Here is a 23,619-nt window from a genome sequence, read left to right on the forward strand (position 1 = left end):
CCGGGTCAGCCGACCGTCACATCGTAGAACAGCGGCCGGCCGTAGAGGTCGTACGCGAGTCCGTCGACGCGCTCGCCGACCGCGGTGATCGCCGAGGGACTGTAGAGCGGCACGATCGCGGTGTGCGTCGCGTTCCACTCCTGCAACTGCGTGTAGATCGCGTTGCGCTGGTCCTGGTCGCTGGTCGCGACGGCCTGCTCGAGGAGTCCGTCGACCTCAGCGTCGGTCACCTGCGAGGCGTTCTGGAACCCGTCCGTGTGCAGATGCGCACGCAGGAAGTCGGGGTCCACGCCCGAGAATCCCCAGTCGGTGAGGTCGAAGGTCTTCGGACCGTACTGCTCGTTGTACGCCCCCGGCTCGAGCACCTCGCGCTCGACCTCGAAGCCGATCTTCTTCAGGTCGGACTGGATGGCGTTCGCGAGCGCCGCACGGTCGTCGGGCACGGGCGTCCACGCGATCCAGCGCGCGGACAGGCGCTGACCGTCCTTCATGCGGATGCCGTCGGTGTCGCGCTCGGTCCACCCTGCTTCGTCGAGCAGACGGTTTGCTTCGTCGGGGTCGAACGCCCAGGTGCCCTCGAGCGCGGAGTCGTAGCCCGGCGTCGTCGAGCTGAGCACGCTCCACGCGCGCGGGAACTGCCCGAAGAAGATCTCCTCGACCGCGGGGTCGATGTCGATGCCGCGGGCGAACGCCTGGCGCACCTTCTCGTCGGCGAACACACCGTACTTCTCGTTGAGGTACAGCGAGTACGGGAGGCCGGGGTATTCGATCGAGTCGACGCGCACGCCGTCTCCGAGGTCGCCGGCGAGGTTCGGCGGGATGTTGCTCGCGAGGTCGGCCTCGCCGCTGGTCACGACTCCGGCGCGGACGGATGCCTCGGGCTGGATCTCGACGCGCAGCGTCTCGAACTTCGGCGCCCCCTCACCGTGCGGGCCCCAGGCGTAGTCGTCGTTGCGCGTGTAGACGATCTCCTGGTCGGGCGTGTACTCGGTCATCTCGAACGGCCCGGTCCCGACCGTGATCCCGGGGCCACCGGCCTTGAGCTGATCGGCCGATTCGGCGAGCACCGCCGGCGAGTAGAACCCGAGCAGCGGCGTGCTCGCCGCCTGAAGGAACGGAGCGTAGGGCTGAGTGAAGCTCACGGTCACCGTGTGATCGTCGACGACCTCGGTGCCCGCGTAGAAGTCGGCGCCGAGCATGCTCGCGGCCTGCGCGGACGCGGTCTCGGGGTCGACGATGCGGTCGAAGTTCGCCTTGACCGCCGCGGCGTCGAAGGGCTCGCCGTCGGTGAACGTGACGTCGTCGCGCAGTGTGAAGGTGTACTCGGTGCTGTCGTCCGATACGGTCCAGTCGGTCGCGAGCCACGGCGAGAACGTGCCGTCCTCCTCCTGGAAGACCAGTGAGTCGAGCACCGCGCGCTGCACCATGCCCGAGACGTCGAGCTGGCTCACCTGCGGGTCCATGTGACCGGCGGAGAGGTTCGCGCCCTCGATCGACCAGACGACCTCACCGTCGCCGTCCTGCCCGCCGGGCGCGGCGCAGGCGCTGAGCGCGAGGGCGGTCGCGGCGACGATCGCCGCGGCGGGGAGAAGACGGCGCACGGATGCTGCGGGCATGACGATTCCTCAGAACGGAAAACAGGGGGTGGGATCAGTCTAGGACCGATTCTTGGACTGGGTCGATTTGCGACAGGCTCCGCCTCTCCCGACGGTCGCTAGACTGGAGCGCACACCCACACTCAGGCACGCTCACACAGTGCCGCACACATCGCTCAAGGAGACCTCCATGTCCGTGATTCCCGACAAGCCCGCACTCGAAGGTCTCGAAGCGAAGTGGGATGCCGCATGGGCGGAGCAGGGCACGTACCTGTTCGACCGCCTGCGCGCCGCACAGTCCGGCCGTGAAGGCGTGTACTCGATCGACACCCCGCCGCCCACGGCATCGGGAAGCCTGCACATCGGCCACGTGTTCTCGTACACCCACACCGATGTCAAGGCCCGCTTCGAGCGCATGCGCGGCAAGACGGTGTTCTACCCGATGGGCTGGGACGACAACGGGCTCCCGACCGAGCGCCGCGTGCAGAACTACTACGGCGTGCGCTGCGACCCGTCGCTGCCGTACACCCCCGACTTCACTCCCCCGTTCGAAGGCGGCGACAACAAGTCCAGCCGTGCGGCCGACCAGCTGCCGATCAGCCGCCGCAACTTCATCGAGCTGTGCGAGCGTCTGACGATCGAGGACGAGAAGCAGTTCGAGGCGCTGTTCCGCCAGCTCGGTCTGAGCGTGGACTGGACGCAGACGTACCGCACGATCTCCGACGACACGATCCGCCAAAGCCAGCTCGCGTTCCTGCGCAACATCGAGCGTGGCGAGGCCTACCAGGCGCTCGCGCCGACCCTCTGGGACATCGACTTCCGCTCGGCGATCGCACAGGCCGAGCTCGAGGACCGTGAGCAGCAGGCGGCGTACCACACGATCGAGTTCCCCTTCGCGGACGGATCGGGATCGATCGCGATCGACACCACTCGTCCGGAGCTCCTGCCGGCGTGCATCGCGCTCGTGACGCACCCCGAGGGCCCGCACAAGCACCTGATCGGGACGAAGGTGCGCACTCCGTTCTTCGGTGCCGAGATCGAGATCCACGGCCACCACCTCGCGCAGCCCGACAAGGGCACGGGCGCCGCGATGGTCTGCACCTTCGGCGACGTCACCGACATCATCTGGTGGCGCGAGTTGCGCACCGTCGCCGGCGAGTCCCTGCCGAACATGACCACGATCGGTCTCGACGGCCGCTTCCTGCCGGAGGCCCCGTCGACCGTCGCCGACGCGGGGGCGCGCAGCTGGTACGCCGCCGAGGTCGCCGGTAAGACGGTGTTCAGCGCCCGCAAGGCGATCGTCGAGAAGCTGCAGGAGACCGGCGACATGACCGCCGTCGGCAAGCCCTTCAGCCACGCGGTGAAGTTCTTCGAGAAGGGCGACCGCCCGCTCGAGATCGTGTCGACGCGCCAGTGGTACATCCGCAACGGCGCGCGCGACGGCGAGCTGCGCGAGCAGCTGCTCGCGCACGGCTCGGAGTTGAACTGGCACCCGGAGTTCATGCGCGTGCGCTACGAGAACTGGGTCGGCGGACTGACCGGCGACTGGCTCGTGTCCCGTCAGCGCTTCTTCGGAGTGCCGATCCCGCTCTGGTACGCGCTCGACGAGAACGGCGAGCGCGACTACGACCGCGTGATCGTTCCGGATGCCGCGTCGCTGCCGATCGACCCCACCACCGACGTCCCCGCGGGGTACACGGAGGATCAGCGCGGCGTGGCGGGCGGTTTCGACGCCGAGGCCGACATCTTCGACACCTGGGCGACCTCTTCGCTGACCCCGCAGCTGGCCGGCGGCTGGCAGCGCGACGAGGAGCTGTGGAACCTCACCGCTCCCTTCGACCTGCGCCCGCAGGGCCAGGACATCATCCGCACGTGGCTCTTCTCGACCATGCTGCGCTCGGTCCTCGAAGACGGACGCTCGCCGTGGCGCAACGCCGCCATCAGTGGCTTCATCGTCGATCCCGACCGCAAGAAGATGTCGAAGTCGAAGGGCAACGTCGTCACGCCGGCCGACATCCTCGAGACGCACGGATCGGATGCCGTGCGCTACTGGTCGGCGTCCAGCCGTCTCGGTGCGGATGCCGCGTTCGACCCGCAGAGCCCGACGCAGGTGAAGATCGGTCGCCGTCTGGCGATCAAGGTGCTCAACGCCGCGAAGTTCGTGCTGTCGTTCCCGGTGCCCGAGGGGGCACAGGTCACGCACGCGATCGACGCGTCGATGCTCGCCGCGCTCGACGGCGTCGTCGCCGAGGCCACCGCCGCGTTCGAGAACTACGACCAGGCCCGCGCGCTCGAGATCACCGAGGCGTTCTTCTGGACGTTCTGCGACGACTACCTCGAGCTGGTGAAGGAGCGCGCCTACAACCAGGCCGACGTGGGCCAGGCATCCGCCGCCCTCGCCCTGCGCCTCGCCCTGTCGACGCTGCTGCGCCTGCTGGCTCCGGTGCTGTCGTTCGCGACCGAAGAGGCGTGGTCCTGGTTCGAGGAGGGCTCGGTGCACACCGCCGCCTGGCCGGAGGCGCTCGGCATCGAGGGCGACACCGCTGTGCTGTCGGCCGCGAGCGAGGCCCTGATCGGCATCCGCCGTGCGAAGACCGAGGCGAAGGCGTCGCAGAAGACCCCCGTGTCGCGTGCGGTGATCGCGGCTCCGACCGCGAAGCTCGCCGCGCTGCGTGCGGCTGCCGATGATCTGCGGGCCGTGGGCCGGATCGCCGAGCTCGAGATCACCGAGGCGGAGGAGTTCGCCGTCACCGCGATCGAGCTGGCACCGACGGAGGCGTCCTGATGCAGCTGGGCACGCGCTGGGCGACCGGTTCCGAGGCTCCCGCGTCGGTTCCCGCGGCTCTGCGGCCCGCGATCGCCGAGGTGGAGGCACGCGGTCTCACCGGTCACTGGACCCTCACGTGGCTCGAGGGACGCGCGATCGCCGAACTCGATGCCGGCTGGGAGGTCCTGCAGTCCGCGACGGGTGAGGTCATCGCCCGCCCGTTCGAGGACTGACGCCGCGCCCCTCTCGAGAGGCCCCCTCGCCCACCGGCGGGAGGGGCCTCTTGCCATTTCGTGCGCGAGCCTCGACGATGTGGGCATGACCGCCTTTCCCGACGGTCCGTTCGGCGCGACGGAGCGCCTCACTCTCGACCCCGTGCCGCTGGCCGTCATCCGGCACGACGGCATCCGCCTCGCGGCGCTGCGCGACGCCTTCGACACCGGGTACGGCGCGATCGCCGCGTTCTTCCATGACGGCGCGCTCGTGCCCACCGGACCTGCGCTCGCGATCTATCACGGCGATCCGATGGGAGTTTTCGACCTCGAGCTGGGCTTCCCCGTCTCCGCGGCCCCCGTCGAACCGCTGGGCGGGCCGAGCGGCGTGTCGGTGCGCGGTTCGACGCTTCCGACCGGCGACGCCACCGCCACCACATACGTCGGCGTTTATGACGGCCTCGGTTCGGCCTGGATGGGTCTCGCCGAGCGATCGAGCGCAGAGGGCCTGCATCACCGCGGCATCTGGATCGAGGTCTACGTCTCCGATCCCAGCGAAGGCCCCGACGACCTCCGCACCGATCTCATCCTGCCGGTCGCCTGACGTTCCGGGAGCGGAGGAGCTCTTCCGCTTTGTACCAGGTGAGCTGGTGGTAGCTCTGGTGCAGAAGGTTGCCCAGGCCGACGAACGGAACCACCCGAACCCTGATGTCTTCGCTCTCGTCCAGCGACTGCTCGGTGACGCGTCGGCAGTCGAGTGCGACGAAGTGGTGCACGCGGTTCGTGTGATTACCGAAGTTCGCCCAGGTCGCTCCGAGGTGGATCATCGAGCCCGCCTCGTACCCCGTCTCCTCACACAGCTCGCGATAAGCCGCCGAATCAGGGGTCTCTCCCCCGATCACGCCGCCACCGACGGTTCCGAGCGCGACCACGCCGGCACCTTGCCGGTACTCCTCGACGAGGACAGCGTCACCGGAGGTGTCGATCGCGAGGACTGACACCCAATCGCCGTAGTCGAGGACGTAGTACGGGGCGATCACCTGCCCACCGGCACCGACGCACTCATCCGCCCGCAGCGAGATCCATCGGTCGGCGATCACGACGTCGGAACGACGCGTCTGCCATGGCTGGGGAGCGGAACCGCTGCCCAGGCTCACGCGCTCTTGCGCTTGCGCTCCATAACGATCGTGGGAGGGGCGCCCTCGTCGACGGCGGCGCGGGTCACGATGACCTTGGCGACGTCTTCGGCCGAGGGGATCTCGAACATGATCGGCCCGAGTACGTCTTCGAGGATCGCGCGCAGTCCGCGGGCACCGGTCTTGCGCTCGACGGCGAGGTCGGCGATCGAGCGGAGGGCGTCGTCTTCGAACTCGAGCTGCACGCCGTCGAGTTCGAACATGCGCTGGTACTGCTTCACGAGCGCGTTGCGCGGGCCGGTGAGGATGTCGATCAGGGCGTCCTGATCGAGCGGCGACACCGAGGCGATGACGGGCAGACGGCCGATGAACTCGGGGATGAGACCGAACTTGTGCAGGTCATCGGGGAGCACCTCGCTGAAGAGGTCGATGTCCTTGCCCTTGTCGTGCAGCGGGGCGCCGAATCCGATGCCGTGCTTGCCGACGCGTGCGGAGACGATGTCTTCGAGACCGGCGAAAGCACCGGCGACGATGAACAGCACATTGGTGGTGTCGATCTGCAGGAATTCCTGGTGCGGATGCTTGCGCCCGCCCTGCGGCGGCACGGAGGCGACCGTGCCCTCGAGGATCTTGAGCAGTGCTTGCTGCACACCCTCGCCCGAAACGTCGCGGGTGATCGACGGGTTCTCCGCCTTGCGGGCGACCTTGTCGATCTCGTCGATGTAGATGATGCCCTGCTCGGCTCGCTTGACGTCGTAGTCGGCGGCCTGGATCAGCTTGAGGAGGATGTTCTCGACGTCTTCACCGACGTACCCCGCCTCGGTGAGCGCGGTCGCGTCGGCGACGGCGAACGGAACGTTGAGACGCTTGGCGAGGGTCTGCGCGAGGTACGTCTTGCCGCATCCGGTCGGGCCGATGAGCATGATGTTGCTCTTCGCGATCTCGACCTCGTCGGCCTTCTGCTCTGCCGGCTGCAGTGTGCTGTGCGCGCGCGTGCGCTTGTAGTGGTTGTAGACGGCGACGGCGAGAGCCTTCTTGGCGGGCTCCTGACCGACGACGTACTCCTCGAGGAACGAGAAGATCTCACGCGGCTTGGGCAGGTCGAAGTCGGTGACGCCCTCGGCCGAGGACTCCGCCATCCGCTCCTCGATGATCTCGTTGCACAGTTCGACGCACTCGTCGCAGATGTACACACCGGGGCCAGCGATGAGCTGCTGCACCTGCTTCTGGCTCTTTCCGCAGAACGAGCACTTGAACAGGTCAGCGCTTTCACCGATACGGGCCATGCGCGTCCTCCTATGGGGGATCAGAGATCGTCTTCCGAGCCTAACCTCTGCATCGGACACCGGGACGCATTGGGGAAGGCACCGTGTCAGACGAGCTCAGAATGCCCCGCGTGTCCACGTCCCTTCGGGAAGCGTGAAGCACTCCGAGCCTGACGCGATGCGGATCTCGTCCGGAGCGACGCCCTCAGAGACGATGTAGTTCTCTGCCATCTCCGACGACATCAGATGCACTTCGAGATGATCCGAGATGTTCAATCGCGTGCGCATCTCGAAGCGGCCTCCGGCGTAGTGCGCTTGGATCGACCGAACGATCGCCTCGATATCCGTGCCCTCGACAACGGTCACCGTCGTAGCCCCGTACCAGGTCCATTCCGTCTCACTGCACGAAAAGAGCGTCCCCTTCGGCATCTGATCTACCGACACCACCGCCTCCGAAGGCACCAGACCAGCGATCTCCAACTCCATCGCCTGCGCCTGTGCCTTCGCCTCGTCCAAAGTCAGCTCTGACACCGCCATCGATGACGGGCCGACTGTCGACGACACTCCATCTCGGGGAGCCCCGAGCGATTCATCAACGCACCCGGTCAAGACCATGGCACCGACAAGCAGGCCAACACTCGACCAGATCGTGGTGTTTCGATCAGAAGGACCCACGGGTCCATGTACCTTCTGGAAGCGTGAAACAGACCGACCCCGAGTCGATCCTAATCTCAGTAGGTGTGAACCCTTCTCCCACTATGTAGGTTTCCGCGGTCTTCGGCGACATCAACTGCACCTCGAAGTCGTCCGCGATGTCCCGCCGCGTCCGCAGATCGAAACGGCTCCCCTCATAGTGCGCCTGGATCGAACGGACAATCGCCTCGATATCCGTCCCCTCGAGCACAGTCACTGTCGTCGCTCCGTACCAGGTCCACTCGACATCGCTACACGAAAAGAGCGTCCCCTTCGGCATCTGATCTACCGACACCACCACCTCCGAAGGCACCAGACCCGCGATCTCCAACTCCATCGCCTGAGCCTGTGCCTTCGCCTCTTCTAATGACACCTGGGATGCGGTCACTGGGTTCTCCGTTTTCTCGCTGTCTTCAACCGAGTTCTCCGCTGATTCACAAGCAGACAGCAACAGCATGAACGCGGCTGTGAGCACGATCGCGATTCCCCGCGCTTTGCTCATCCCTGCACCAACTTGACGAGCTCTCTGAGTACTTGTCTGTTGTCATCCACGTTCTGCGTGATCAGGTCATGGTTGTCTTCGAGTACTTGAAGGTCAGCGAACGTGAACTCGCCATCGTCGAGCACGGCGTCATCAGGCCCGCGATAGAAGTCACCGTACTCGAACACGGGAGTCACGCGCGGATAGCGCCCCTCCCACACGACGCCGCCGTTCTGAGCCCGTTGCAGCAGGTCACAGTATGAGAGATCGGTGTACTCGGTATCGGGGTTCGCCCGCCACTCCTCGGGCATGCCCGCACCCGCGAGGGAGATCACCTGGTCGTACTCCGTGCCTGCCGCTTCCGAAGCAGCGATGTGGGTCAGCCCCCAACTGTGCCCGATACCGATCTGCTCTGCGGTTGCCAATGACGGATCGGTGCGCATCCCCGCCTCGAACGATGCGAGCTCGATCCCCGCGGCCATTGCGCGGTCGGGTTCGTTCGCTTCGCCGATGCGCAGCATGTTCCGGCCACCTCTCACCGAGTTCTCGCCGGGGAATGTGCCTTCTTTCACCACGAAAGCCACGGTGCTGCTCGCATTCTCCGTGAGATAGTCCGCGACTTGCTGCACTCCTCCCTGGTAGAAGTCGTTCATGCTGGTGAACGTCCCGGGCGAGTAGGTGACGACGTCGATCGTCTCCGCCGACGGTGTGCCGACCATCTCGACGACGCGCGACGCGTCGCGGTCGTAGAGGTAGAGCTGCACGTCGCCAGCGATCGAACGTTCCAGGTAGGCGATTTCGTTGAGGAGGAACTCACGCGCGCCAGCATCCAGGTCGGGATTCTTCAGGTCCTCCCGCGCCGCCGCGATCCAGTCGGGCGCGGCCGTGCGATTCGCCGTTACTCGGTCGAGGGCCGGCACGCCGTTGAGCGAGCCGATCAGAGCGGGCACAGCTGCAATGAGCGCCGCTGCCGGTCCTGATTCCCATGCCCCCGGGATACCCTCCGAACGAGATGCCAGATCGGCCCACCACTGCGCGACCTCCTCCGGATCGACCATCTCGACGTTGTCCCAGAAATCGGGGTGCTCGTCAAGCCAACGCTTCGCCTCCTCAGCCGAGACTGAGAGCATCCAATCCAACCGGTCCGTCACCGAGTCCGCGATCAGCCGCTCCCACACGTCGGTCGCCGAGCCCGGTTCTCCCGCCGGTGCCCAGTCGGTCACGCGCGCCGTGAACGGCGTGCCGTCGAGAGCGGGGATGACATCGTCGACGGGAACACGGCGCAGATCGGTCTCGAACGCGTCCTCGGCGCCGTCCAGATCACGATGGAACTTCGCGATGTCGGCGAGCAGATCATCGGCGGCGGACTGAGCCGCGAGCAGATCCGACTCCGCCACCATTCCGAACTCCGACGAGACCTGCGAGGCGGCCGAGCTCTGCTCCGCCTCGGCGAGCCGCTGTCGCATCGCCGCCACGCGTTCAACCAGCACCTCACGACGGCGACTGAGCGCCTCGTACTCGTCGGCGAGGTAGCCCAACGCTTTGCACCCCCGACCGACGTTCTCGGCGAACAGAGTCGTCGAGAGTTCGGGACCTACCATCGCCTGGTTCACCGTCTCCGCACCGCTCACCGCGAAGACGAGGTCGACATTGCTCCACCGCCCCTTCACAGTTGTCATGGCTTCGAGAATCGCGGCCGTGCGCGCGTCGATACGATCGCGCGCTTCGCGTAGCACGGCGGCGCTCGGCACCTCTTCGATGCCCCAGGCGTAATCCGTGAAGATCATCCCGCCGCTCCGATCCGCTCCACGGCATCGTCGAGATTCCAGAACGAGGCCATCTCCGCCGCTCGAGCGTCGAGCGCCATCGTCGTGTCGCCGTCGTCGATGGCTGCGGTCGCAGCGCTCAGCGCGCCGGTCGCACCGGCGATGTACGCGAGGAGGTTCTCCGGGATCTGCACGCGCCCGTCGAAGAATCCGGTGAGCAGTCGAGCGGCGCGAGCACGTCCCGCGCCGTCCAGCTCCGCGATCGCCTCCTCGACCGCGCTCGAAAGTCCATCTCCCTCCGCGTCGATCTCCACCGCCTCTTGATCGATGAGGCGCAGAAGATCGCGCACTCCGACCATGTCGACCGACCATGTGTCCATCTCGCGCACCTTTCCGTCGCAATCGTCCGGAGAAGACTAGGACGAATCGCCAGAGCCGCGCCGAAGTTATCCACAGCCCCTCGGCACGACGAAGGGCCGGCCCGCAGCATCCTGCGAACCGGCCCTTCGATGAGCGAGAAACTCAGATCAGATCATGCTCTTCGTGTGCCACACGGTCTTGACCTCGGTGAAGGCGGCGATGCGCTCGGGAGAGGCGACGACCTCTCCGGGAGCGATCACGCGCTTGAGCGTCTCGGCGGCCGCGATCTGCAGGTCGACCCACTCCAGCGCACCGGCACCCGCGAGGTCGAGAGCGTTCACGTCCTGGTGCGAGGCGAGCCACGGAGCGATCTCCGCCGGCGACCCGGTGAGCACGTTGACCACGCCCCCGGGCACATCGCTCGTCGCCAGCACCTCGGCCAGGCTGATGGCCGAGAGCGGATGCCGCTCGCTCGCGATCACGACGACCGTGTTGCCCGCGACGAGCGCGGGTGCCACGACCGAGACGAGACCGAGCAGTGCCGAGTCCTGCGGTGCGACGATCGCGACGACACCGGTGGGCTCGGGAACCGTGATGTTGAAGTACGGCCCCGCCACGGGGTTCGCGTTCCCGGCGACCTGCGCGTACTTGTCGCACCATCCCGCGTACCAGACCCAGAGGTCGATCGCCTCGTCGACCTGCGAGGCCGCGGCCGATGCCGACAACCCCTCCTGAGCGACGATCTCATCGATGAACTGCGCGCGACGGCCCTCGAGCACCTCGGCGACGCGGTAGAGCACCTGACCGCGGTTGTAGGCGGTCGCGCCCGACCACCCCTTCACCGCTGCACGCGCAGCGACCACGGCATCCCGAGCGTCCTTCCGCGATCCCTGCGCGGCGTTCGCCAAGAACGCGCCCTTCGGAGAGACGACCTCGTAGGTGCGTCCGGACTCGCTGCGCGGGAAGGCGCCGCCGATCGCCAGCTTGTACGTCTTCGGCACGGTCAGTCGCTTGCTCATGCTGACGCTCCCTTCAGGTAGGCGGTGAGACCCTGGCGGCCGCCCTCGCGGCCGTATCCGGACTCCTTGTATCCGCCGAACGGGCTCGACGGGTCGAATCGGTTGAACGTGTTCGCCCACACCACACCGGCGCGCAGGCGATCCGCGACCGCGAGGATGCGCGAGCCCTTGTCCGACCAGATGCCGGCCGAGAGACCGTACGGGGTGTTGTTCGCCTTGGCGATGGCCTCGGCTGGGGTGCGGAAGGTCAGCACCGAGAGCACGGGTCCGAACACCTCGTCGCGGGCGATCCGGTGCGACGCCTCAACACCCGTGAAGATCGTCGGGGCGAACCAGAACCCCTTCTCGGGGATCGCGCAGTCCGCCGTCCAGCGCTCCGCACCCTCGGCCTCGCCGATGTCACTGAGCTCGCGGATGCGTGCCAGCTGGGCCGCGGAGTTGATGGCGCCGATGTCGGTGTTCTTGTCGAGCGGATCGCCGAGGCGGAGGGTCGACAGTCGTGTCTTCAGCCGATCGATGACCTCGTCGTGGATCGACTCCTGCACCAGCAAACGGCTACCGGCGCAGCACACGTGGCCCTGGTTGAAGAAGATGCCGTTGACGATGCCCTCCACCGCCTGGTCGATCGGTGCGTCGTCGAACACGATGTTCGCGGCCTTGCCGCCGAGTTCGAGCGTGAGCTTCTTGTTCGTGCCGGCGACGGCCTTGGCGATGTCGCGCCCGACACCCGTCGAGCCCGTGAAAGCGACCTTGTCGACGTCGGGGTGGCGAACGAGGGCGGCACCCGTCGAGCCTGCACCGGTGATGATGTTGACGACGCCCGCAGGCAGATCTGCCTGCTGCAGGATCTCCGCGAAGATGAGCGCCGTGAGCGGCGTCGTCTCGGCGGGCTTGAGCACGACCGTGTTGCCGGCGGCGAGAGCCGGGGCCAGCTTCCACGCGAGCATCAGCAGCGGGAAGTTCCACGGAATGACCTGACCGGCCACGCCGAGTGCGCGCGGGTTCGCGCCGAGGCCGGCGTGATCGAGCTTGTCGGCCCACCCGGCGTAGTAGAAGAACCAGGCGGCGACCAGGGGCACGTCGACGTCGCGGCTCTCCTTGATCGGCTTGCCGTTGTCGAGACTCTCGGCGACGGCCAGCTCGCGGGCGCGCTCCTGCACGAGGCGGGCGATGCGGAAGAGGTACTTGCCGCGGTCGCGACCGCTCATCCGCGACCACGTCTTCTCGTAGGCGCGGCGCGCGGCCGCGACGGCACGGTCGACGTCGTCATCGCTCGCGGTGGCGATCTCGGCGATGCGCTTCTCGCTCGCGGGCGAGATCGTCCTGAAGCTGTTGCCGGACCCATCGACGAACTCGCCGTCGATGAAGAGGCCGTAGCTGTCCTTGAGGTTCAGCAGCGCCGTGGATTCCGGCGCGGGGGCGTATTCCAGAAATGACATTATGCGTATCCCAGTCAGTCGATCGTGACGTAGTCGGGGCCGGAGTAGTGGCCGGTGGTGAGCTTCTGACGCTGCAGCAGCACGTCGTTGAGGAGGCTCGAGGCGCCGAAGCGGAACAGGTGCGGCTGGAGCCACTCCTCCCCGACGGTCTCGGCGACAGTGACGAGATACTTGATCGCGTCCTTCGACGAACGGATGCCGCCGGCCGGCTTCACACCGATCTTCTCGCTGGTCGCACGGTGCCAGTCGCGCACGGTCTCGAGCATGAGCAGCGTCGTCGGGAGGGTGGCCGCCGGCTGCACCTTTCCGGTCGACGTCTTGATGAAGTCTCCGCCGGCGAGGATGCCGAGCCACGACGCCCGCTTGATGTTGTCGTAGGTGTTCAGCTCACCGGTCTCGAGGATGACCTTGAGCGATGCGTAGCTGCCGTCCTCACGACGGCATGCTTCCTTCACACGCGCGATCTGGTCGAACACGAGACCGTAGCGCCCGGAGAGGAACGCCCCGCGGTCGATCACCATGTCGATCTCGTCGGCTCCGGCTGCGACGGCCTCGGCCGTGTCGGCGAGCTTGATCTCGAGCGAGGAGCGCCCGCTCGGGAATGCCGTCGCGACGGCGGCGACCGAGATGAGCCCGTCGTCCGGGTCGCCGTGCAGGGCACCGAGAGCACTCACCGCGTCACCGACCATGTCTCCGTAGACGCAGACCGCCGCGACCTTGGGGGTGCTCGGGTCGGCAGCATCCGGGTTCTTGGCCTTGGCGACCAGGGAACGCACCTTCCCGGGGGTGTCCGCCCCCTCGAGCGTGGTGAGGTCGATCAGCTTGATGATGGTGTCGAGGGCCCAGGCCTTCGACGTCGTCTTGATCGATCGGGTGCCCAGCCCTGCGGCGCGCTGCTCGAGGCCGACGGCGTCGACGCCGGGGAGGCCGTGCAGGAAGCGGCGGAGGGTCGCGTCGTCGGGATCTCCGCCGAGCACGTCCACCGCCGTTCTGCGGGTCAGTTCATTGGTCGTCATCGTTCCTCCAACAATGCTCGTGCTGTGGTCTCATCTGTCACCATTACCCCGCACAGGCCGCTGGTGACGACGGTGCGGGCGATGTCATGCTTCGCGGGGCCTGCGGTGACGAAGATGGCTTTCTTCGCCCCGCGCAGCCGGTCGAGGCTCACGCCGACCGTGCGGGCGTCGAGCTGCGCGTCGACGATATTGCCCTCGGCGTCGACGTAGCGTCCGAGCACGTCGCCGACGGCTCCGCGTCGCGCGAGCTCGTCGACGTCCTCAGCGCTGAGGTAACCGTTCTCGACGTGCGCCGACGACGCGTCGCAGGGACCTGCGGTGAACAGGAAAGCCTGTGCGTCCGCAGCCTCCTCGAGGATGCCGGCGACCGTCCGATCGGACTCGATCGCCCTCTTGGTCTCGACGCGCTCGAGGATCGCGGGGCTCGGCAGCAGCGAGACTTGACCGTTCGCGCGCTGGGCGATCGTGACGGCGAGTCCGGCGGCCCCGCCGGAGCGGCGGTTGAGGCTCACTCCCCCGTTGAGCTGGACTACGGTGACACCGTTGGCCCAGCCGTCGGGAAGGGCTTCGGCCACCGCTCGGAGGGTGCGCCCCCAGCTCACCCCGAGCGTGCGCGGAACGGGACGGAGCGCAGTGAGGAAGTCGGCCGCTGCCTGGGCGACCCGCTCCAGCGTGCCGTCGTCGCCCTCCGGAGCAGGGACGACGACCGCGTCGCTCAGGCCGAAGCGCTCGACGAGCTCGCGCTCGAGGCCGAGACGTCGAGCGCGCGGGTGGATGATCTCGATGCGGACGATGCCGCGCTCGCGCGCCTGGGTCAGCAGACGGCCGACCTTCCAGCGCGAGATCTTGAGGAGTCCGCCGATCTCGTCTTGTGTCTTGTCCTCGTCGTAGTACAGCTCGGCGACCCGGACCATGAGCAGTTCGTCTTCCACGGCATCCTCCTTCCGTGCTCCAGCGTACGACTCTTCCCGCGTTGGCGCACGCTTGTGCTCATATGAGCATTGGCCGCCATCCGTCCGCACATCTGCCGGGTACGACGAAGGGGCGCCGGTCGTGATGACCGACGCCCCTTCGAGAGGCACTCAAGCGCGCTTGCGCGAGGTGAGCACCTGATCGACGATTCCATACTCGCGAGCCTGCTCGGCCGAGAGGATGTTGTCGCGGTCGATGTCGCGGTTGATCTGCTCGACCGGCTTGCCGGTGTGCTTGGCCATGGTCTCTTCGAGCCACGTGCGCATCCGGAGGATCTCCGCCGCCTGGATCTCGATGTCGGATGCCTGCCCCTGACCGGCCTCGCCCATCGCGGGCTGGTGGATCAGGACGCGCGCGTTCGGCAGCGCGAGACGCTTGCCCGGCGCGCCGGCGGCGAGCAGCACGGAGGCCGCGGATGCCGCCTGGCCGAGGACGACGGTCTGGATCTGCGGCGCGACGTACTGCATCGTGTCGTAGATCGCCGTCATCGCGGTGAACGAGCCACCGGGCGAGTTGATGTACATCGTGATGTCGCGCTCGGAGTCCTGGCTCTCGAGCACGAGCAGCTGCGCCATCACGTCGTCGGCGGATGCGTCATCGACCTGTACGCCGAGGAAGATCACGCGATCTTCGAACAGCTTGTTGTACGGGTCCTGACGCTTGAAGCCGTACGCCGTGCGCTCCTCGAACTGCGGGAGGACGTAGCGGCTGGAGGGCAGGTTGCCGGCGGATTGGAAAGTGGGCGTGTACATGGTGTCCTTTCGAATCCGGATCAGGCGGCGTCGTCGGCCGTGCCGCCGCCACCGGTGACGTCGCTGGCGTGCTCGCGGATGTGGTCGACGAAGCCGTACTCGAGGGCTTCCTCAGCCGTGAACCAGCGGTCGCGGTCACCATCGGCGTTGATCTGCTCGACGGACTTGCCCGTCTGGCCGGAGGTGATCTCGGCGAGACGCTTCTTCATCGAGAGGATGAGCTGCGCCTGCGTCTGGATGTCGCTCGACGTTCCACCGAAACCGCCGTGCGGCTGGTGCAGAAGCACGCGTGCGTTCGGGGTGATGTAGCGCTTGCCCTTGGTGCCGCTGGTGAGCAGCAGCTGTCCCATGGAAGCGGCCATGCCGATGCCGACGGTGACGATGTCGTTCGGCACGAACTGCATCGTGTCGTAGATCGCCATTCCCGCGGTGATCGAGCCACCGGGCGAGTTGATGTAGAGGTAGATGTCCTTTTCCGAGTCCTCTGCGGCGAGAAGAAGGATCTTCGCGCAGATCTCGTTGGCGTTCTGGTCACGCACCTCTGAGCCCAGCCAGATGATGCGATCCTTCAGCAGCCTGTCGAAGACGCTCGTCGCGACAAGGGGTTCTGCAGCCATTTCAGCTCCTGTTTCCGTGTTCGTGCTTCGAATCTACCGGCGACCGCGTAGCCTCCAGGCCGTTGTTCGCCGTCGGCATATCAGCGCGGCGGATCGACCAGTTCGCGGGCGTATCCGGTGACCGACCGCGTGTACCGCGGCAGGTGCGGCGCGAGCGCCTCGAGTGCGATCGCGGCACCGCGCACGGGGTCACCGCTCGACACCAGGGCGAGAGCGTAGAAGGCGGATGCCGCGTCACCGAGGGCACCGCCGCGGTCGCGCTCGGCGCGCAGCATCTCGAGCGCCTCTTCGGTGCCGCCGAGGTTCCGCAGCGTGCTCGCGAGTTGGATCACGGCCTGCGGACGATGCTCCTCGTCGAGCCCCGCAGCGAGGGCGCGCCGGTAGAGCGCCTCCGCCTCGGCCTCGATGCCCGCGGAGTCACGCGCCCCGGCACGCTCGAACAGCGCACGGGCGTCGTCGTCACCGCGCTCCGCCGCGAGGGCGTCGATGCGCACGATCCGCTCCGCGTCGGTGAGGGCGTCGTCGGCCCACACCTCGTCGATCCGCGCGTTCCAGTCGTCCATCCGATGCTCCTCCAGTGATGCGAAAGGGGCGGACGCCGCAGCATCCGCCCCTTTCATCGTGATCGTGCGATCACTCGGCCTTGTCGGCCGCCTTCTTGGCCGGAGCCTTCTTGGCGGCGGGCTTCTTCGCGGCCGGCTTCTCGTCGGCGTCGGCGTCCGCCGCCTTCTTGGCGGGAGCCTTCTTCGCCGGAGCCTTCTTGGCGGGAGCCTTTTTCTCGGCGGGAGCCTCTTCGGCCTCCGCTGCCTCCGCCTCGTCATCGGTCACGATGAAGTCGGACAGGTCGACCGGCTTTCCGTTGGTGTCGACGACCTTGACCTTGCCGAGGGCGACGGCCAGCGCCTTGTTACGCGCGACCTCGCCGACGAGGGCGGGGAGCTGGTTCGACGACTGCAGCGCCTCGACGAACTCCTGGGGCGCCATGCCGTACTGCGCCGCGGACTGCACGAGGTACTGGCTGAGCTCCTCCTGCGAGACCTGCACGTCGGCCTGCTCGGCGATCGTGTCGAGCAGCACCTGCGTGCGGAACTGCTTCTCGCTCGCCTCGGTGACCTCGGCGCGGTGGACGTCGTCCTCGAGGCGGTTCTCGCCCTCGAGGTGGTTGTGCACCTCGTCCTCGATGAGCTGCGGCGGAACCGGGATCTCGATCTGCTCGAGCAGCGTCTCGACGAGCTTGTCGCGCGCGGCCGAACCCTGCGTGAAGACGCCCTGCTGCGCGACGCGCTCGGCGAGGCTCGCACGCAGCTCGGCGATCGTGTCGAACTCGCTCGCGATCTGCGCGAAGTCGTCGTCAGCCTCGGGCAGCTCGCGCTCCTTGACGGCCTTGACGGTCACGGCGACCTCGGCTTCGGAGCCGGCGTGGTCGCCTCCGACGAGAGCGGAGCGGAAGGTGGTGTCCTCACCGGCGGTGAGCGACTCGATCGCGTCGTCGATGCCCTCGAGCAGCTCGCCCGAGCCGACCTCGTAGGAGACGCCCTCGGCGCGGTCGATCTCGGCACCGTCGATGGTCGCGACGAGGTCGAGCTCGACGAAGTCGCCCTTCGCGGCGGGACGGTCGACGGGGACCAGCGTGCCGAAACGGGCGCGCATGTTCTCGAGCTCGGCGTCGAGAGCCGCGTCATCGGCCTCGACGGCGTCGACGGTCAGCGTGATGCCGTCGTAGGAGGGGAGCTCGATCTCGGGGCGCACGTCGACCTCGACGTCGACGAGCAGGTCGCCGGAGAAGTCCTTCTCGCTCGGCCACTGGGTGATGTCGGCGGACGGGCGGCCGACGATGCGCAGCTTGTGCTCGGCGCTCGCCTCGCGGAAGAACTTGTCGAGGCCTTCGTTGACCGCGTGCTCGATGACGGCACCGCGGCCGACGCGCTGGTCGATGATGGGAGCAGGGACCTTGCCCTTGCGGAAGCCGGGGATCTGGACGTCCTGAGCGATGTGCTCATAGGCGTGAGCGATGCTCGGCTTGAGGTCGTCCGGGGTGACCGTGATGGTGAGCTTGACCCGGGTCGGGGTCAGCTTCTCGACGGTGCTGTTCGCCATGCTTGTGTGTCTCCTTGTGATTTCCGCGGTGCACCGCGGCCGTGAGCCTTGGGGGCCGTGTCGGGGCGACAGGAGTTGAACCTGCGACCTCCCGCTCCCAAAGCGGGCGCTCTACCAAACTGAGCTACGCCCCGGGGAATCCGCACGCAGATTCAGCCCCACCGAGTCTAACGGACAGGAGCATGCCTCAGAGTCCGGTATAGTCGTTGAGTCGGCAACCGAGTCCCCGGGCTCGTTTTCCGGGGCTGTAGCTTAGTGGTAAAGCCTTAGTCTTCCAAACTAATGATGCGGGTTCGATTCCCGTCAGCCCCTCCACCTCACGAAGGCCCCCGTCATGAGACGGGGGCCTTCGTCGTGCGTGCCATCTCCTAGACTCGAGGGCATATCCACGTGGTGCCACGACGAGGGGGATGCCGGTGAGCGACGGGAATCGACCTGCGTACGGACCGGCCCCGGCGAGCGGCCACCACCTTCCGCCGCGGTTCTCCGGTGGAACCGGACCGATCGTGCAGCGCCGCTCCGCACCGAAGACTCTGTTGTTCGGCATCCTCGGCGCCGCCGTCGTCGTCGGGGCGTTCACAGCCGTGCACATCGGCGCGAATCTCCGGTTCGACGATGCGGCGGATGCGTACCAGTCCGCCCGCACCGAGACGGTCGCCGCACGCACCGCCCTCGAGTCGGAGGTCGACGCACTCACCGCGACCACGACCTCCGCCGACAGCCTGCTCGCCGCGGACACGGGGCTGTTGATGGACGGCGTGCCGCTCGACGATCTCACCACGGCGATCACCGACGCCAAGGACCTGACCGCGACGGCGCAGGAGCTCACGGCGCAGGAACCACCCCGCCTCGGCGAGAAGCCCGGGTGGTTCTGGGAGCTCTTCGGTTCCGCCGACCTCCTCGACGCGCAGGCCGACGATGCCGATGCTCTTCGAACTGAGCTCGACGCGCAACTGCCAGAGGTGGAGGAGGCAGATGCCGCGATGATCGACGCCGGCAGCACGGTCGTCACCGGTGCTGCTGCCGCCGTGCCTGCTTTCGAAGCCGGTCACATCTCGGCGAAGAACCTCGACATCATCGCGATGCGCACGGCCGCCGACGACATCGCACCGCTGACGACACTCGACGACGATGCCGTGGCGCGCTTCACCACGCTCCAGGCATCCGCCGCCCAGGTCGTCGCCTCTGAGGACGCGGAGATGGCGGAGAAAGCCGGCCCGCTCCTCGGCGCCCGGCTCGAGATCGAGGCGTTCGCCCGTTCGCTCGCGCCAGGAGTGCTACTGGAATTCGACTGGGCGCCGATCGTCAACGGAGCGGGTGACAACGGGAGCATGGGCGGGTACACGACCTGGTGGTGGGACGAACCGGATCGGTCCGTGATCCTGCTGTCGAACTCGGTCGCCGAGCAGTGGCCCGCCGACCGCAGCAAAGCGCTCGTCGCGCACGAGGTCGGTCACGCCATCAGCGTGAAGTGCGAGGACATGTACGACTCCTCCACGCAGGACAGCATCGAGAAGTGGGCGACAGCCTGGGCGATCAGCATGGGCTTCACCGATGACGCGAACGGCGTCTGGGCGTACGGCTACCCGCCCGAAAGTTACATCGCCGCAGCATCCGGATGCCGCTGACCCACTCTCGCCGGATACGACGAAGCCCCCGCGAACGATCGCGGGGGCTTCGTGATGTCTGCTGCCGGCGAGCTACTGCCCGCGACGCTCGCGCAACTGCGTGAGGGCATCGTCGAGCAGCTGGACGGCCTCCTCGTCGGTACGGCGCTCCTTGACATAGGCGAGGTGCGTCTTGTACGGCTCGGTCTTCGCCAGCGCCGGCGGGTTCTCGCGGTCACGACCGGCGGGAAGCCCCGTCTGCGGGTGATCGATCGTCTCGGGAATCTCCTCTTCGGGGAGACCCGCCGCGAAGTACCGGACCGTCTCGTTGCCGAGGCCGTCCCAGTACGACACCGCGATGCGGTCGGCGTGGTACCCGTGGTCCTGCTCCCCCATGGGGCCGGAGCCGACACGGGTGCCGCGAATGGCGTTGCCACCGGTAGCCATCAGATCACCTCGAACTTCGTGATGAGTCCCAGCGCGACGATCGCCACGAACCAGGCCAGTGCCAGAACGACGGTGAAGCGGTTCAGGTTGCGCTCGGCGAGACCGGACGAGCCGACCGCCGAGGACATCCCCCCACCGAACATGTCGGACAGGCCGCCACCGCGGCCCTTGTGCAGAAGGATGAGAAGGGTCAGCAGAACGCTGGTGATGCCCAGCACGACCTGCAGGACGAACTCGAGAATTGCCACGAGAAAGAGCCTTTCGCTGGGGCAGGAGTGCCCCCGTAACGGTCAAGTATACGGTGCAGCGGGGCCGAAGCCCCGCCGCACTCACACTCCGACGTGCTTCTCGAAGCGGATGATCGCAGCGAACTCGTCGACGACCAGGCTCGCACCGCCCACCAGCGCGCCGTCCACGTCGGGCTCGCGCATGAAGCTCGCGATGTTCGCGGACTTCACCGAACCGCCGTAGAGGATGCGGGTGCGGGCAGCGGCGTCCTCACCGAGGACCTTCGCGATGACGCCGCGGAGGGCGGCGCAGACGTCCTGCGCCTGCTGCGGCGTCGCGGCCTGTCCCGACCCGATGGCCCAGACCGGCTCGTACGCCACGACGATGTCAGCGGATGCCGACACGTTCTGCAGCGCGGCCTCGAGCTGACCGGCCGGAACCGCGCTGGCCCCGAACTTCTCGAGGTCCTCCGCGGTCTCGCCGACGCAGATCACCGGCACGAGTCCGTGCTTGAGCGTCGCCTGGACCTTCGCCGCGACGACCTCGTCGGACTCGGCGTGGTACTCACGACGCTCCGAGTGGCCGATGATGACGTACTTCGCATCCAGCTTGGCGAGGAACGCGCCCGAGACCTCTCCGGTGTACGCACCCGAATCGTGGGCCGAGACGTCCTGCGCGCCCAGGGCGAAGGGGATCTTGTCGGCGTCGATCAGGGTCTGCACGCTGCGGATGTCGGTGAAGGGCGGGAACACCGCGACCTCCACGGAGCCGTCTTCATGCTTGGCGTCCTTCAACGTCCAGTGCAACTTCTGCACGAACGCGACCGCCTGCAGGTGGTCGAGGTTCATCTTCCAGTTTCCCGCGATCAGCGGGGTACGGGCGTTCAGGCCCATCCGAGCACCTCCAGGCCGGGTAGTTTCTTGCCCTCGAGGAACTCGAGGCTGGCGCCGCCGCCGGTCGAGATGTGACCGAAGCGATCGTCGACGAATCCGAGCTGACGCACGGCCGCGGCGGAGTCTCCCCCACCGACGACGCTGAGGCCGTCGACCTCGGTCAACGCCTGAGCGACCGCGCGGGTGCCGTTCGCGAACGCGGGGAACTCGAACACGCCCATCGGGCCGTTCCAGAACACCGTCTTCGATCCCCGGATGACCTCCGCGAACCGCGCAGCGGTCTCGGGGCCGATGTCGAGACCGATGCCCGAGGCGCCGAACGCCGTCGATTCGATCGCATCGGCCGAGGTCACCTCGTGCGCAGCATCCGCGGAGAACGAGGCGGCGACGACCACATCGGTCGGGAGCACGAGCTCCACCCCGCGCTTCTCGGCCTCGGCGATGTATCCGCGCACGGTGTCGAGCTGGTCCTCCTCCAGGAGGCTCGCGGCGACATCGTGCCCCTGCGCCTTGAGGAAGGTGAACAGCATGCCGCCACCGACGAGGATCCGATCGACCCGCGGGAGCAGATGCGAGATGACGCCGAGCTTGTCGCTGACCTTCGATCCGCCGAGCACGACCGCGTACGGACGCTCGGGGTTCTCGGTGAGACGATCGAGCACGTCCAGCTCGGCGGCGATCAGCAGCCCGGCCGCCGAGGGCAGGATCTCGGCGAGGTCGTAGACGCTCGCCTGCTTGCGGTGCACGACACCGAAGCCGTCAGAGACGAGGACGTCTCCGAGTTCCGCCAGTTCGGCCGCGAATGCCGCGCGGGTGGCGTCGTCCTTCGAGGTCTCTCCCGGGTTGAAGCGCAGGTTCTCGATCACGACGACTTCGCCGTTCTCGAGCGACTCCACGGCATCCTTCGCGGATTCGCCGACCGTGTCGCGCGCGAAGGCGACCGGCTTGCCGAGCAGCTCGGAGAGTCGCTGCGCGACCGGCTCGAGGCTGTACTGGGGGTCGGGTGCGCCGTCCGGGCGTCCGAGGTGCGAGCACACGACGACGCGGGCGCCCGCGTTGATGAGCGCGTTGAGGGTCGGCAACGAGGCGCGTACACGGCCATCGTCCGTTATGACCCCGTCCCGCAGGGGGACGTTCAGGTCACAACGGACGATGACGCGCTTGCCCTCGAGCGAACCCAGTGAGTCCAGGGTGCGCAGAGTCATGGGGCGATACTCAGAGACGCTCTGCCACGTACTCGGTCAGGTCGACGAGACGGTTGGAGTAGCCCCACTCGTTGTCGTACCAGCTGGAGAGCTTGACCTGGTTGCCGATGACGCGGAGCAGACCGGCGTCGAAGATCGACGAGTGTGGGTCGGTGACGATGTCGCTCGAGACGATCTCGTCCTCCGTGTACTTGAGGATGCCCTTGAGGGGCCCCTCGGCGGCAGCCTTGTACGCGGCCTTGATCTCGTCGACCGTGACCGGGTTCTTGGTCGTGATCGTGAGGTCGGTGATCGAGCCGGTGGGAACCGGAACGCGCAGCGCGAAGCCGTCGAGCTTGCCCTTGAGCTCCGGGAGGACCAGGCCGATGGCCTTCGCCGCACCCGTGGACGTCGGGACGATGTTGATCGCTGCGGCGCGCGCGCGGCGGAGGTCGCTGTGCGGGCCGTCCTGCAGGTTCTGGTCGGCGGTGTAGGCGTGGACCGTCGTCATGAGACCGGTCTCGATGCCGAACGCGTCATTGAACACCTTGGCGAGCGGCGCGAGGCAGTTCGTGGTGCACGAGGCGTTCGAGATGATGTGGTCGGTCGCCGGGTTGTAGGTGTCCTCGTTCACGCCCATCACGATGGTCGCGTCGTCACCCGTGGCGGGAGCCGAGATGAGCACCTTCTTGGCGCCGGCCTCGATGTGCTTCTTGGCGAGCTCCGCCTTCGTGAAGAAGCCGGTCGACTCGATGACGATGTCGACGCCCAGGTCGCCCCACGGCAGGTTGGCGGGGTCGCGCTCGGCGAAAGCCTTGATGACGTTTCCGTTGACGGTGATGCTGTTCTCGTCGTAGCTCACCTCGGCGTCGAGGCGACCGGTGATCGAGTCGTACTTCAGCAGGTGCGCCAGGGTCTTGTTGTCGGTGAGGTCGTTGACCGCGACGATTTCGATGTCCGCGTCCTGCGCGAGAGCCGCGCGGAAGTAGTTGCGTCCGATACGGCCGAAGCCGTTGATACCGATCTTGACAGACACTCAGGTCTCCTGATTTCTCGTGCGCTTGCGCGCGGTT

At 67.2% G+C, this 23,619-nt stretch carries 24 protein-coding genes and 2 tRNA genes; 5 read left to right on the top strand and 21 right to left on the bottom strand.

The window, feature by feature from the left end:
* Positions 1–5: 5 nt before the first annotated feature.
* Positions 6–1,616: an ABC transporter substrate-binding protein gene (locus ACFY9N_RS09900; protein ID WP_391478329.1), complete on the bottom strand. Its 1,611-nt coding sequence runs from the start codon at positions 1,614–1,616 to the stop codon at positions 6–8.
* Between the two features lie 169 nt (positions 1,617–1,785).
* On the opposite strand from ACFY9N_RS09900, the gene valS reads away from it, so the two are divergent.
* From valS to ACFY9N_RS09915, 3 genes are all read left to right on the top strand, one after another.
* A complete protein-coding gene (gene valS, locus ACFY9N_RS09905) occupies positions 1,786–4,380 on the top strand; it encodes a valine--tRNA ligase (protein WP_391478330.1) in 2,595 nt (864 codons plus the stop codon).
* Positions 4,380–4,595, top strand: a complete 216-nt coding sequence (locus ACFY9N_RS09910; RefSeq protein ID WP_391478331.1) for a hypothetical protein — start codon at positions 4,380–4,382, stop codon at positions 4,593–4,595. The genes valS and ACFY9N_RS09910 overlap by 1 nt, the downstream gene beginning before the upstream one ends.
* Before the next feature lie 85 nt (positions 4,596–4,680).
* Complete coding sequence (locus ACFY9N_RS09915; RefSeq protein ID WP_391478332.1) at positions 4,681–5,178, top strand: GyrI-like domain-containing protein; 498 nt, start codon at positions 4,681–4,683, stop codon at positions 5,176–5,178.
* Here the strand turns inward: ACFY9N_RS09915 and ACFY9N_RS09920 are convergent.
* The 15 genes from ACFY9N_RS09920 to ACFY9N_RS09990 form a co-directional block, all read right to left on the bottom strand.
* Positions 5,159–5,731 (bottom strand): NUDIX hydrolase, encoded by a 573-nt coding sequence (locus ACFY9N_RS09920; protein WP_391478333.1) that lies wholly within the window; start codon positions 5,729–5,731, stop codon positions 5,159–5,161. The genes ACFY9N_RS09915 and ACFY9N_RS09920 overlap by 20 nt on opposite strands.
* On the bottom strand, positions 5,728–6,996 hold the full coding sequence (clpX, locus tag ACFY9N_RS09925; protein ID WP_391478334.1) for an ATP-dependent Clp protease ATP-binding subunit ClpX: 1,269 nt from the start codon (positions 6,994–6,996) through the stop codon (positions 5,728–5,730). Before clpX ends, ACFY9N_RS09920 begins: the two co-directional genes overlap by 4 nt.
* 96 nt (positions 6,997–7,092) lie before the next feature.
* Positions 7,093–7,512: a hypothetical protein gene (locus tag ACFY9N_RS09930; RefSeq protein WP_391478335.1), complete on the bottom strand. Its 420-nt coding sequence runs from the start codon at positions 7,510–7,512 to the stop codon at positions 7,093–7,095.
* Positions 7,513–7,636: 124 nt separating this feature from the next.
* Complete coding sequence (locus tag ACFY9N_RS09935) at positions 7,637–8,143, bottom strand: hypothetical protein (RefSeq protein WP_391478336.1); 507 nt, start codon at positions 8,141–8,143, stop codon at positions 7,637–7,639.
* 23 nt (positions 8,144–8,166) lie between these two features.
* Positions 8,167–9,936, bottom strand: a complete 1,770-nt coding sequence (locus ACFY9N_RS09940) for a hypothetical protein (RefSeq protein WP_391478337.1) — start codon at positions 9,934–9,936, stop codon at positions 8,167–8,169.
* On the bottom strand, positions 9,933–10,295 hold the full coding sequence (locus tag ACFY9N_RS09945) for a hypothetical protein (protein ID WP_391478338.1): 363 nt from the start codon (positions 10,293–10,295) through the stop codon (positions 9,933–9,935). Before ACFY9N_RS09945 ends, ACFY9N_RS09940 begins: the two co-directional genes overlap by 4 nt.
* A 147-nt stretch (positions 10,296–10,442) precedes the next feature.
* Positions 10,443–11,294, bottom strand: coding sequence for an aldehyde dehydrogenase family protein (locus ACFY9N_RS09950; RefSeq protein ID WP_391478339.1), 852 nt, complete (start codon positions 11,292–11,294; stop codon positions 10,443–10,445).
* Positions 11,291–12,733: an aldehyde dehydrogenase family protein gene (locus tag ACFY9N_RS09955; RefSeq protein ID WP_391478340.1), complete on the bottom strand. Its 1,443-nt coding sequence runs from the start codon at positions 12,731–12,733 to the stop codon at positions 11,291–11,293. The genes ACFY9N_RS09950 and ACFY9N_RS09955 overlap by 4 nt, the downstream gene beginning before the upstream one ends.
* A gap of 14 nt (positions 12,734–12,747) precedes the next feature.
* Positions 12,748–13,749: a deoxyribose-phosphate aldolase gene (gene deoC, locus ACFY9N_RS09960; RefSeq protein WP_391478341.1), complete on the bottom strand. Its 1,002-nt coding sequence runs from the start codon at positions 13,747–13,749 to the stop codon at positions 12,748–12,750.
* A complete protein-coding gene (locus tag ACFY9N_RS09965) occupies positions 13,746–14,681 on the bottom strand; it encodes a sugar-binding transcriptional regulator (protein ID WP_391478342.1) in 936 nt (311 codons plus the stop codon). The genes deoC and ACFY9N_RS09965 overlap by 4 nt, the downstream gene beginning before the upstream one ends.
* Before the next feature lie 150 nt (positions 14,682–14,831).
* Positions 14,832–15,473 (bottom strand): ATP-dependent Clp protease proteolytic subunit, encoded by a 642-nt coding sequence (locus tag ACFY9N_RS09970; protein WP_247622138.1) that lies wholly within the window; start codon positions 15,471–15,473, stop codon positions 14,832–14,834.
* A 20-nt stretch (positions 15,474–15,493) separates the two neighbouring features.
* Entirely contained in the window at positions 15,494–16,090 is a 597-nt protein-coding gene (locus ACFY9N_RS09975) for an ATP-dependent Clp protease proteolytic subunit (protein WP_391478343.1), read from the bottom strand.
* Positions 16,091–16,170: 80 nt separating this feature from the next.
* The gene (locus tag ACFY9N_RS09980; RefSeq protein WP_391478344.1) at positions 16,171–16,653 is read right to left on the bottom strand and encodes a tetratricopeptide repeat protein; all 483 of its coding nucleotides are present in this window, start codon (positions 16,651–16,653) and stop codon (positions 16,171–16,173) included.
* Positions 16,654–16,723: 70 nt separating this feature from the next.
* Positions 16,724–18,187, bottom strand: a complete 1,464-nt coding sequence (gene tig, locus ACFY9N_RS09985) for a trigger factor (protein ID WP_391478345.1) — start codon at positions 18,185–18,187, stop codon at positions 16,724–16,726.
* Between the two features lie 60 nt (positions 18,188–18,247).
* A tRNA-Pro gene (locus ACFY9N_RS09990) sits at positions 18,248–18,321 on the bottom strand.
* 107 nt (positions 18,322–18,428) lie between these two features.
* Here ACFY9N_RS09990 and ACFY9N_RS09995 point away from each other — a divergent pair.
* Together ACFY9N_RS09995 and ACFY9N_RS10000 are read left to right on the top strand one after the other, a co-directional pair.
* Positions 18,429–18,502: transfer RNA gene (locus tag ACFY9N_RS09995), tRNA-Gly, on the top strand.
* 101 nt (positions 18,503–18,603) lie between these two features.
* Positions 18,604–19,815: a hypothetical protein gene (locus ACFY9N_RS10000; protein WP_391478346.1), complete on the top strand. Its 1,212-nt coding sequence runs from the start codon at positions 18,604–18,606 to the stop codon at positions 19,813–19,815.
* A gap of 72 nt (positions 19,816–19,887) precedes the next feature.
* On the opposite strand, the gene ACFY9N_RS10005 is transcribed toward ACFY9N_RS10000, so the two are convergent.
* From ACFY9N_RS10005 to gap, 5 genes are all read right to left on the bottom strand, one after another.
* Positions 19,888–20,241 carry an RNA polymerase-binding protein RbpA gene (locus ACFY9N_RS10005; protein ID WP_391478347.1) on the bottom strand — a complete coding sequence of 118 codons (354 nt, stop codon included), beginning with the start codon at positions 20,239–20,241 and terminating at the stop codon, positions 19,888–19,890.
* A complete protein-coding gene (gene secG, locus ACFY9N_RS10010; protein ID WP_247622132.1) occupies positions 20,241–20,489 on the bottom strand; it encodes a preprotein translocase subunit SecG in 249 nt (82 codons plus the stop codon). Before secG ends, ACFY9N_RS10005 begins: the two co-directional genes overlap by 1 nt.
* A gap of 81 nt (positions 20,490–20,570) precedes the next feature.
* A complete protein-coding gene (gene tpiA / locus ACFY9N_RS10015; RefSeq protein ID WP_391478348.1) occupies positions 20,571–21,362 on the bottom strand; it encodes a triose-phosphate isomerase in 792 nt (263 codons plus the stop codon).
* Positions 21,353–22,567 carry a phosphoglycerate kinase gene (locus ACFY9N_RS10020; protein WP_391478349.1) on the bottom strand — a complete coding sequence of 405 codons (1,215 nt, stop codon included), beginning with the start codon at positions 22,565–22,567 and terminating at the stop codon, positions 21,353–21,355. The genes tpiA and ACFY9N_RS10020 overlap by 10 nt, the downstream gene beginning before the upstream one ends.
* A gap of 10 nt (positions 22,568–22,577) precedes the next feature.
* Positions 22,578–23,582 (bottom strand): type I glyceraldehyde-3-phosphate dehydrogenase, encoded by a 1,005-nt coding sequence (gap, locus tag ACFY9N_RS10025; protein ID WP_391478350.1) that lies wholly within the window; start codon positions 23,580–23,582, stop codon positions 22,578–22,580.
* Positions 23,583–23,619 lie beyond the last annotated feature (37 nt).

It is taken from the genome of Microbacterium sp. NPDC008134 (genome assembly GCF_042957055.1).
Taxonomy (GTDB): domain Bacteria; phylum Actinomycetota; class Actinomycetes; order Actinomycetales; family Microbacteriaceae; genus Microbacterium.

What these genes read in the sequence shown, in the direction of transcription:
- ACFY9N_RS09915 (WP_391478332.1), top strand. Translation starts at nt 4,681, where the DNA reads ATGACCGCCTTTCCCGACGGTCCGTTCGGCGCGACGGAGCGCCTCACT.
- ACFY9N_RS10020 (WP_391478349.1), bottom strand. Translation starts at nt 22,567, where the DNA reads ATGACTCTGCGCACCCTGGACTCACTGGGTTCGCTCGAGGGCAAGCGC.
- ACFY9N_RS09945 (WP_391478338.1), bottom strand. Translation starts at nt 10,295, where the DNA reads ATGGACACATGGTCGGTCGACATGGTCGGAGTGCGCGATCTTCTGCGC.
- ACFY9N_RS09930 (WP_391478335.1), bottom strand. Translation starts at nt 7,512, where the DNA reads ATGGCGGTGTCAGAGCTGACTTTGGACGAGGCGAAGGCACAGGCGCAG.
- ACFY9N_RS09980 (WP_391478344.1), bottom strand. Translation starts at nt 16,653, where the DNA reads ATGGACGACTGGAACGCGCGGATCGACGAGGTGTGGGCCGACGACGCC.
- ACFY9N_RS09940 (WP_391478337.1), bottom strand. Translation starts at nt 9,936, where the DNA reads ATGATCTTCACGGATTACGCCTGGGGCATCGAAGAGGTGCCGAGCGCC.
- ACFY9N_RS09975 (WP_391478343.1), bottom strand. Translation starts at nt 16,090, where the DNA reads ATGGCTGCAGAACCCCTTGTCGCGACGAGCGTCTTCGACAGGCTGCTG.
- ACFY9N_RS09950 (WP_391478339.1), bottom strand. Translation starts at nt 11,294, where the DNA reads ATGAGCAAGCGACTGACCGTGCCGAAGACGTACAAGCTGGCGATCGGC.
- ACFY9N_RS10005 (WP_391478347.1), bottom strand. Translation starts at nt 20,241, where the DNA reads ATGGCTACCGGTGGCAACGCCATTCGCGGCACCCGTGTCGGCTCCGGC.
- ACFY9N_RS09900 (WP_391478329.1), bottom strand. Translation starts at nt 1,616, where the DNA reads ATGCCCGCAGCATCCGTGCGCCGTCTTCTCCCCGCCGCGGCGATCGTC.
- tpiA (WP_391478348.1), bottom strand. Translation starts at nt 21,362, where the DNA reads ATGGGCCTGAACGCCCGTACCCCGCTGATCGCGGGAAACTGGAAGATG.
- ACFY9N_RS09955 (WP_391478340.1), bottom strand. Translation starts at nt 12,733, where the DNA reads ATGTCATTTCTGGAATACGCCCCCGCGCCGGAATCCACGGCGCTGCTG.
- deoC (WP_391478341.1), bottom strand. Translation starts at nt 13,749, where the DNA reads ATGACGACCAATGAACTGACCCGCAGAACGGCGGTGGACGTGCTCGGC.
- ACFY9N_RS09910 (WP_391478331.1), top strand. Translation starts at nt 4,380, where the DNA reads ATGCAGCTGGGCACGCGCTGGGCGACCGGTTCCGAGGCTCCCGCGTCG.
- ACFY9N_RS09970 (WP_247622138.1), bottom strand. Translation starts at nt 15,473, where the DNA reads ATGTACACGCCCACTTTCCAATCCGCCGGCAACCTGCCCTCCAGCCGC.
- valS (WP_391478330.1), top strand. Translation starts at nt 1,786, where the DNA reads ATGTCCGTGATTCCCGACAAGCCCGCACTCGAAGGTCTCGAAGCGAAG.
- tig (WP_391478345.1), bottom strand. Translation starts at nt 18,187, where the DNA reads ATGGCGAACAGCACCGTCGAGAAGCTGACCCCGACCCGGGTCAAGCTC.
- clpX (WP_391478334.1), bottom strand. Translation starts at nt 6,996, where the DNA reads ATGGCCCGTATCGGTGAAAGCGCTGACCTGTTCAAGTGCTCGTTCTGC.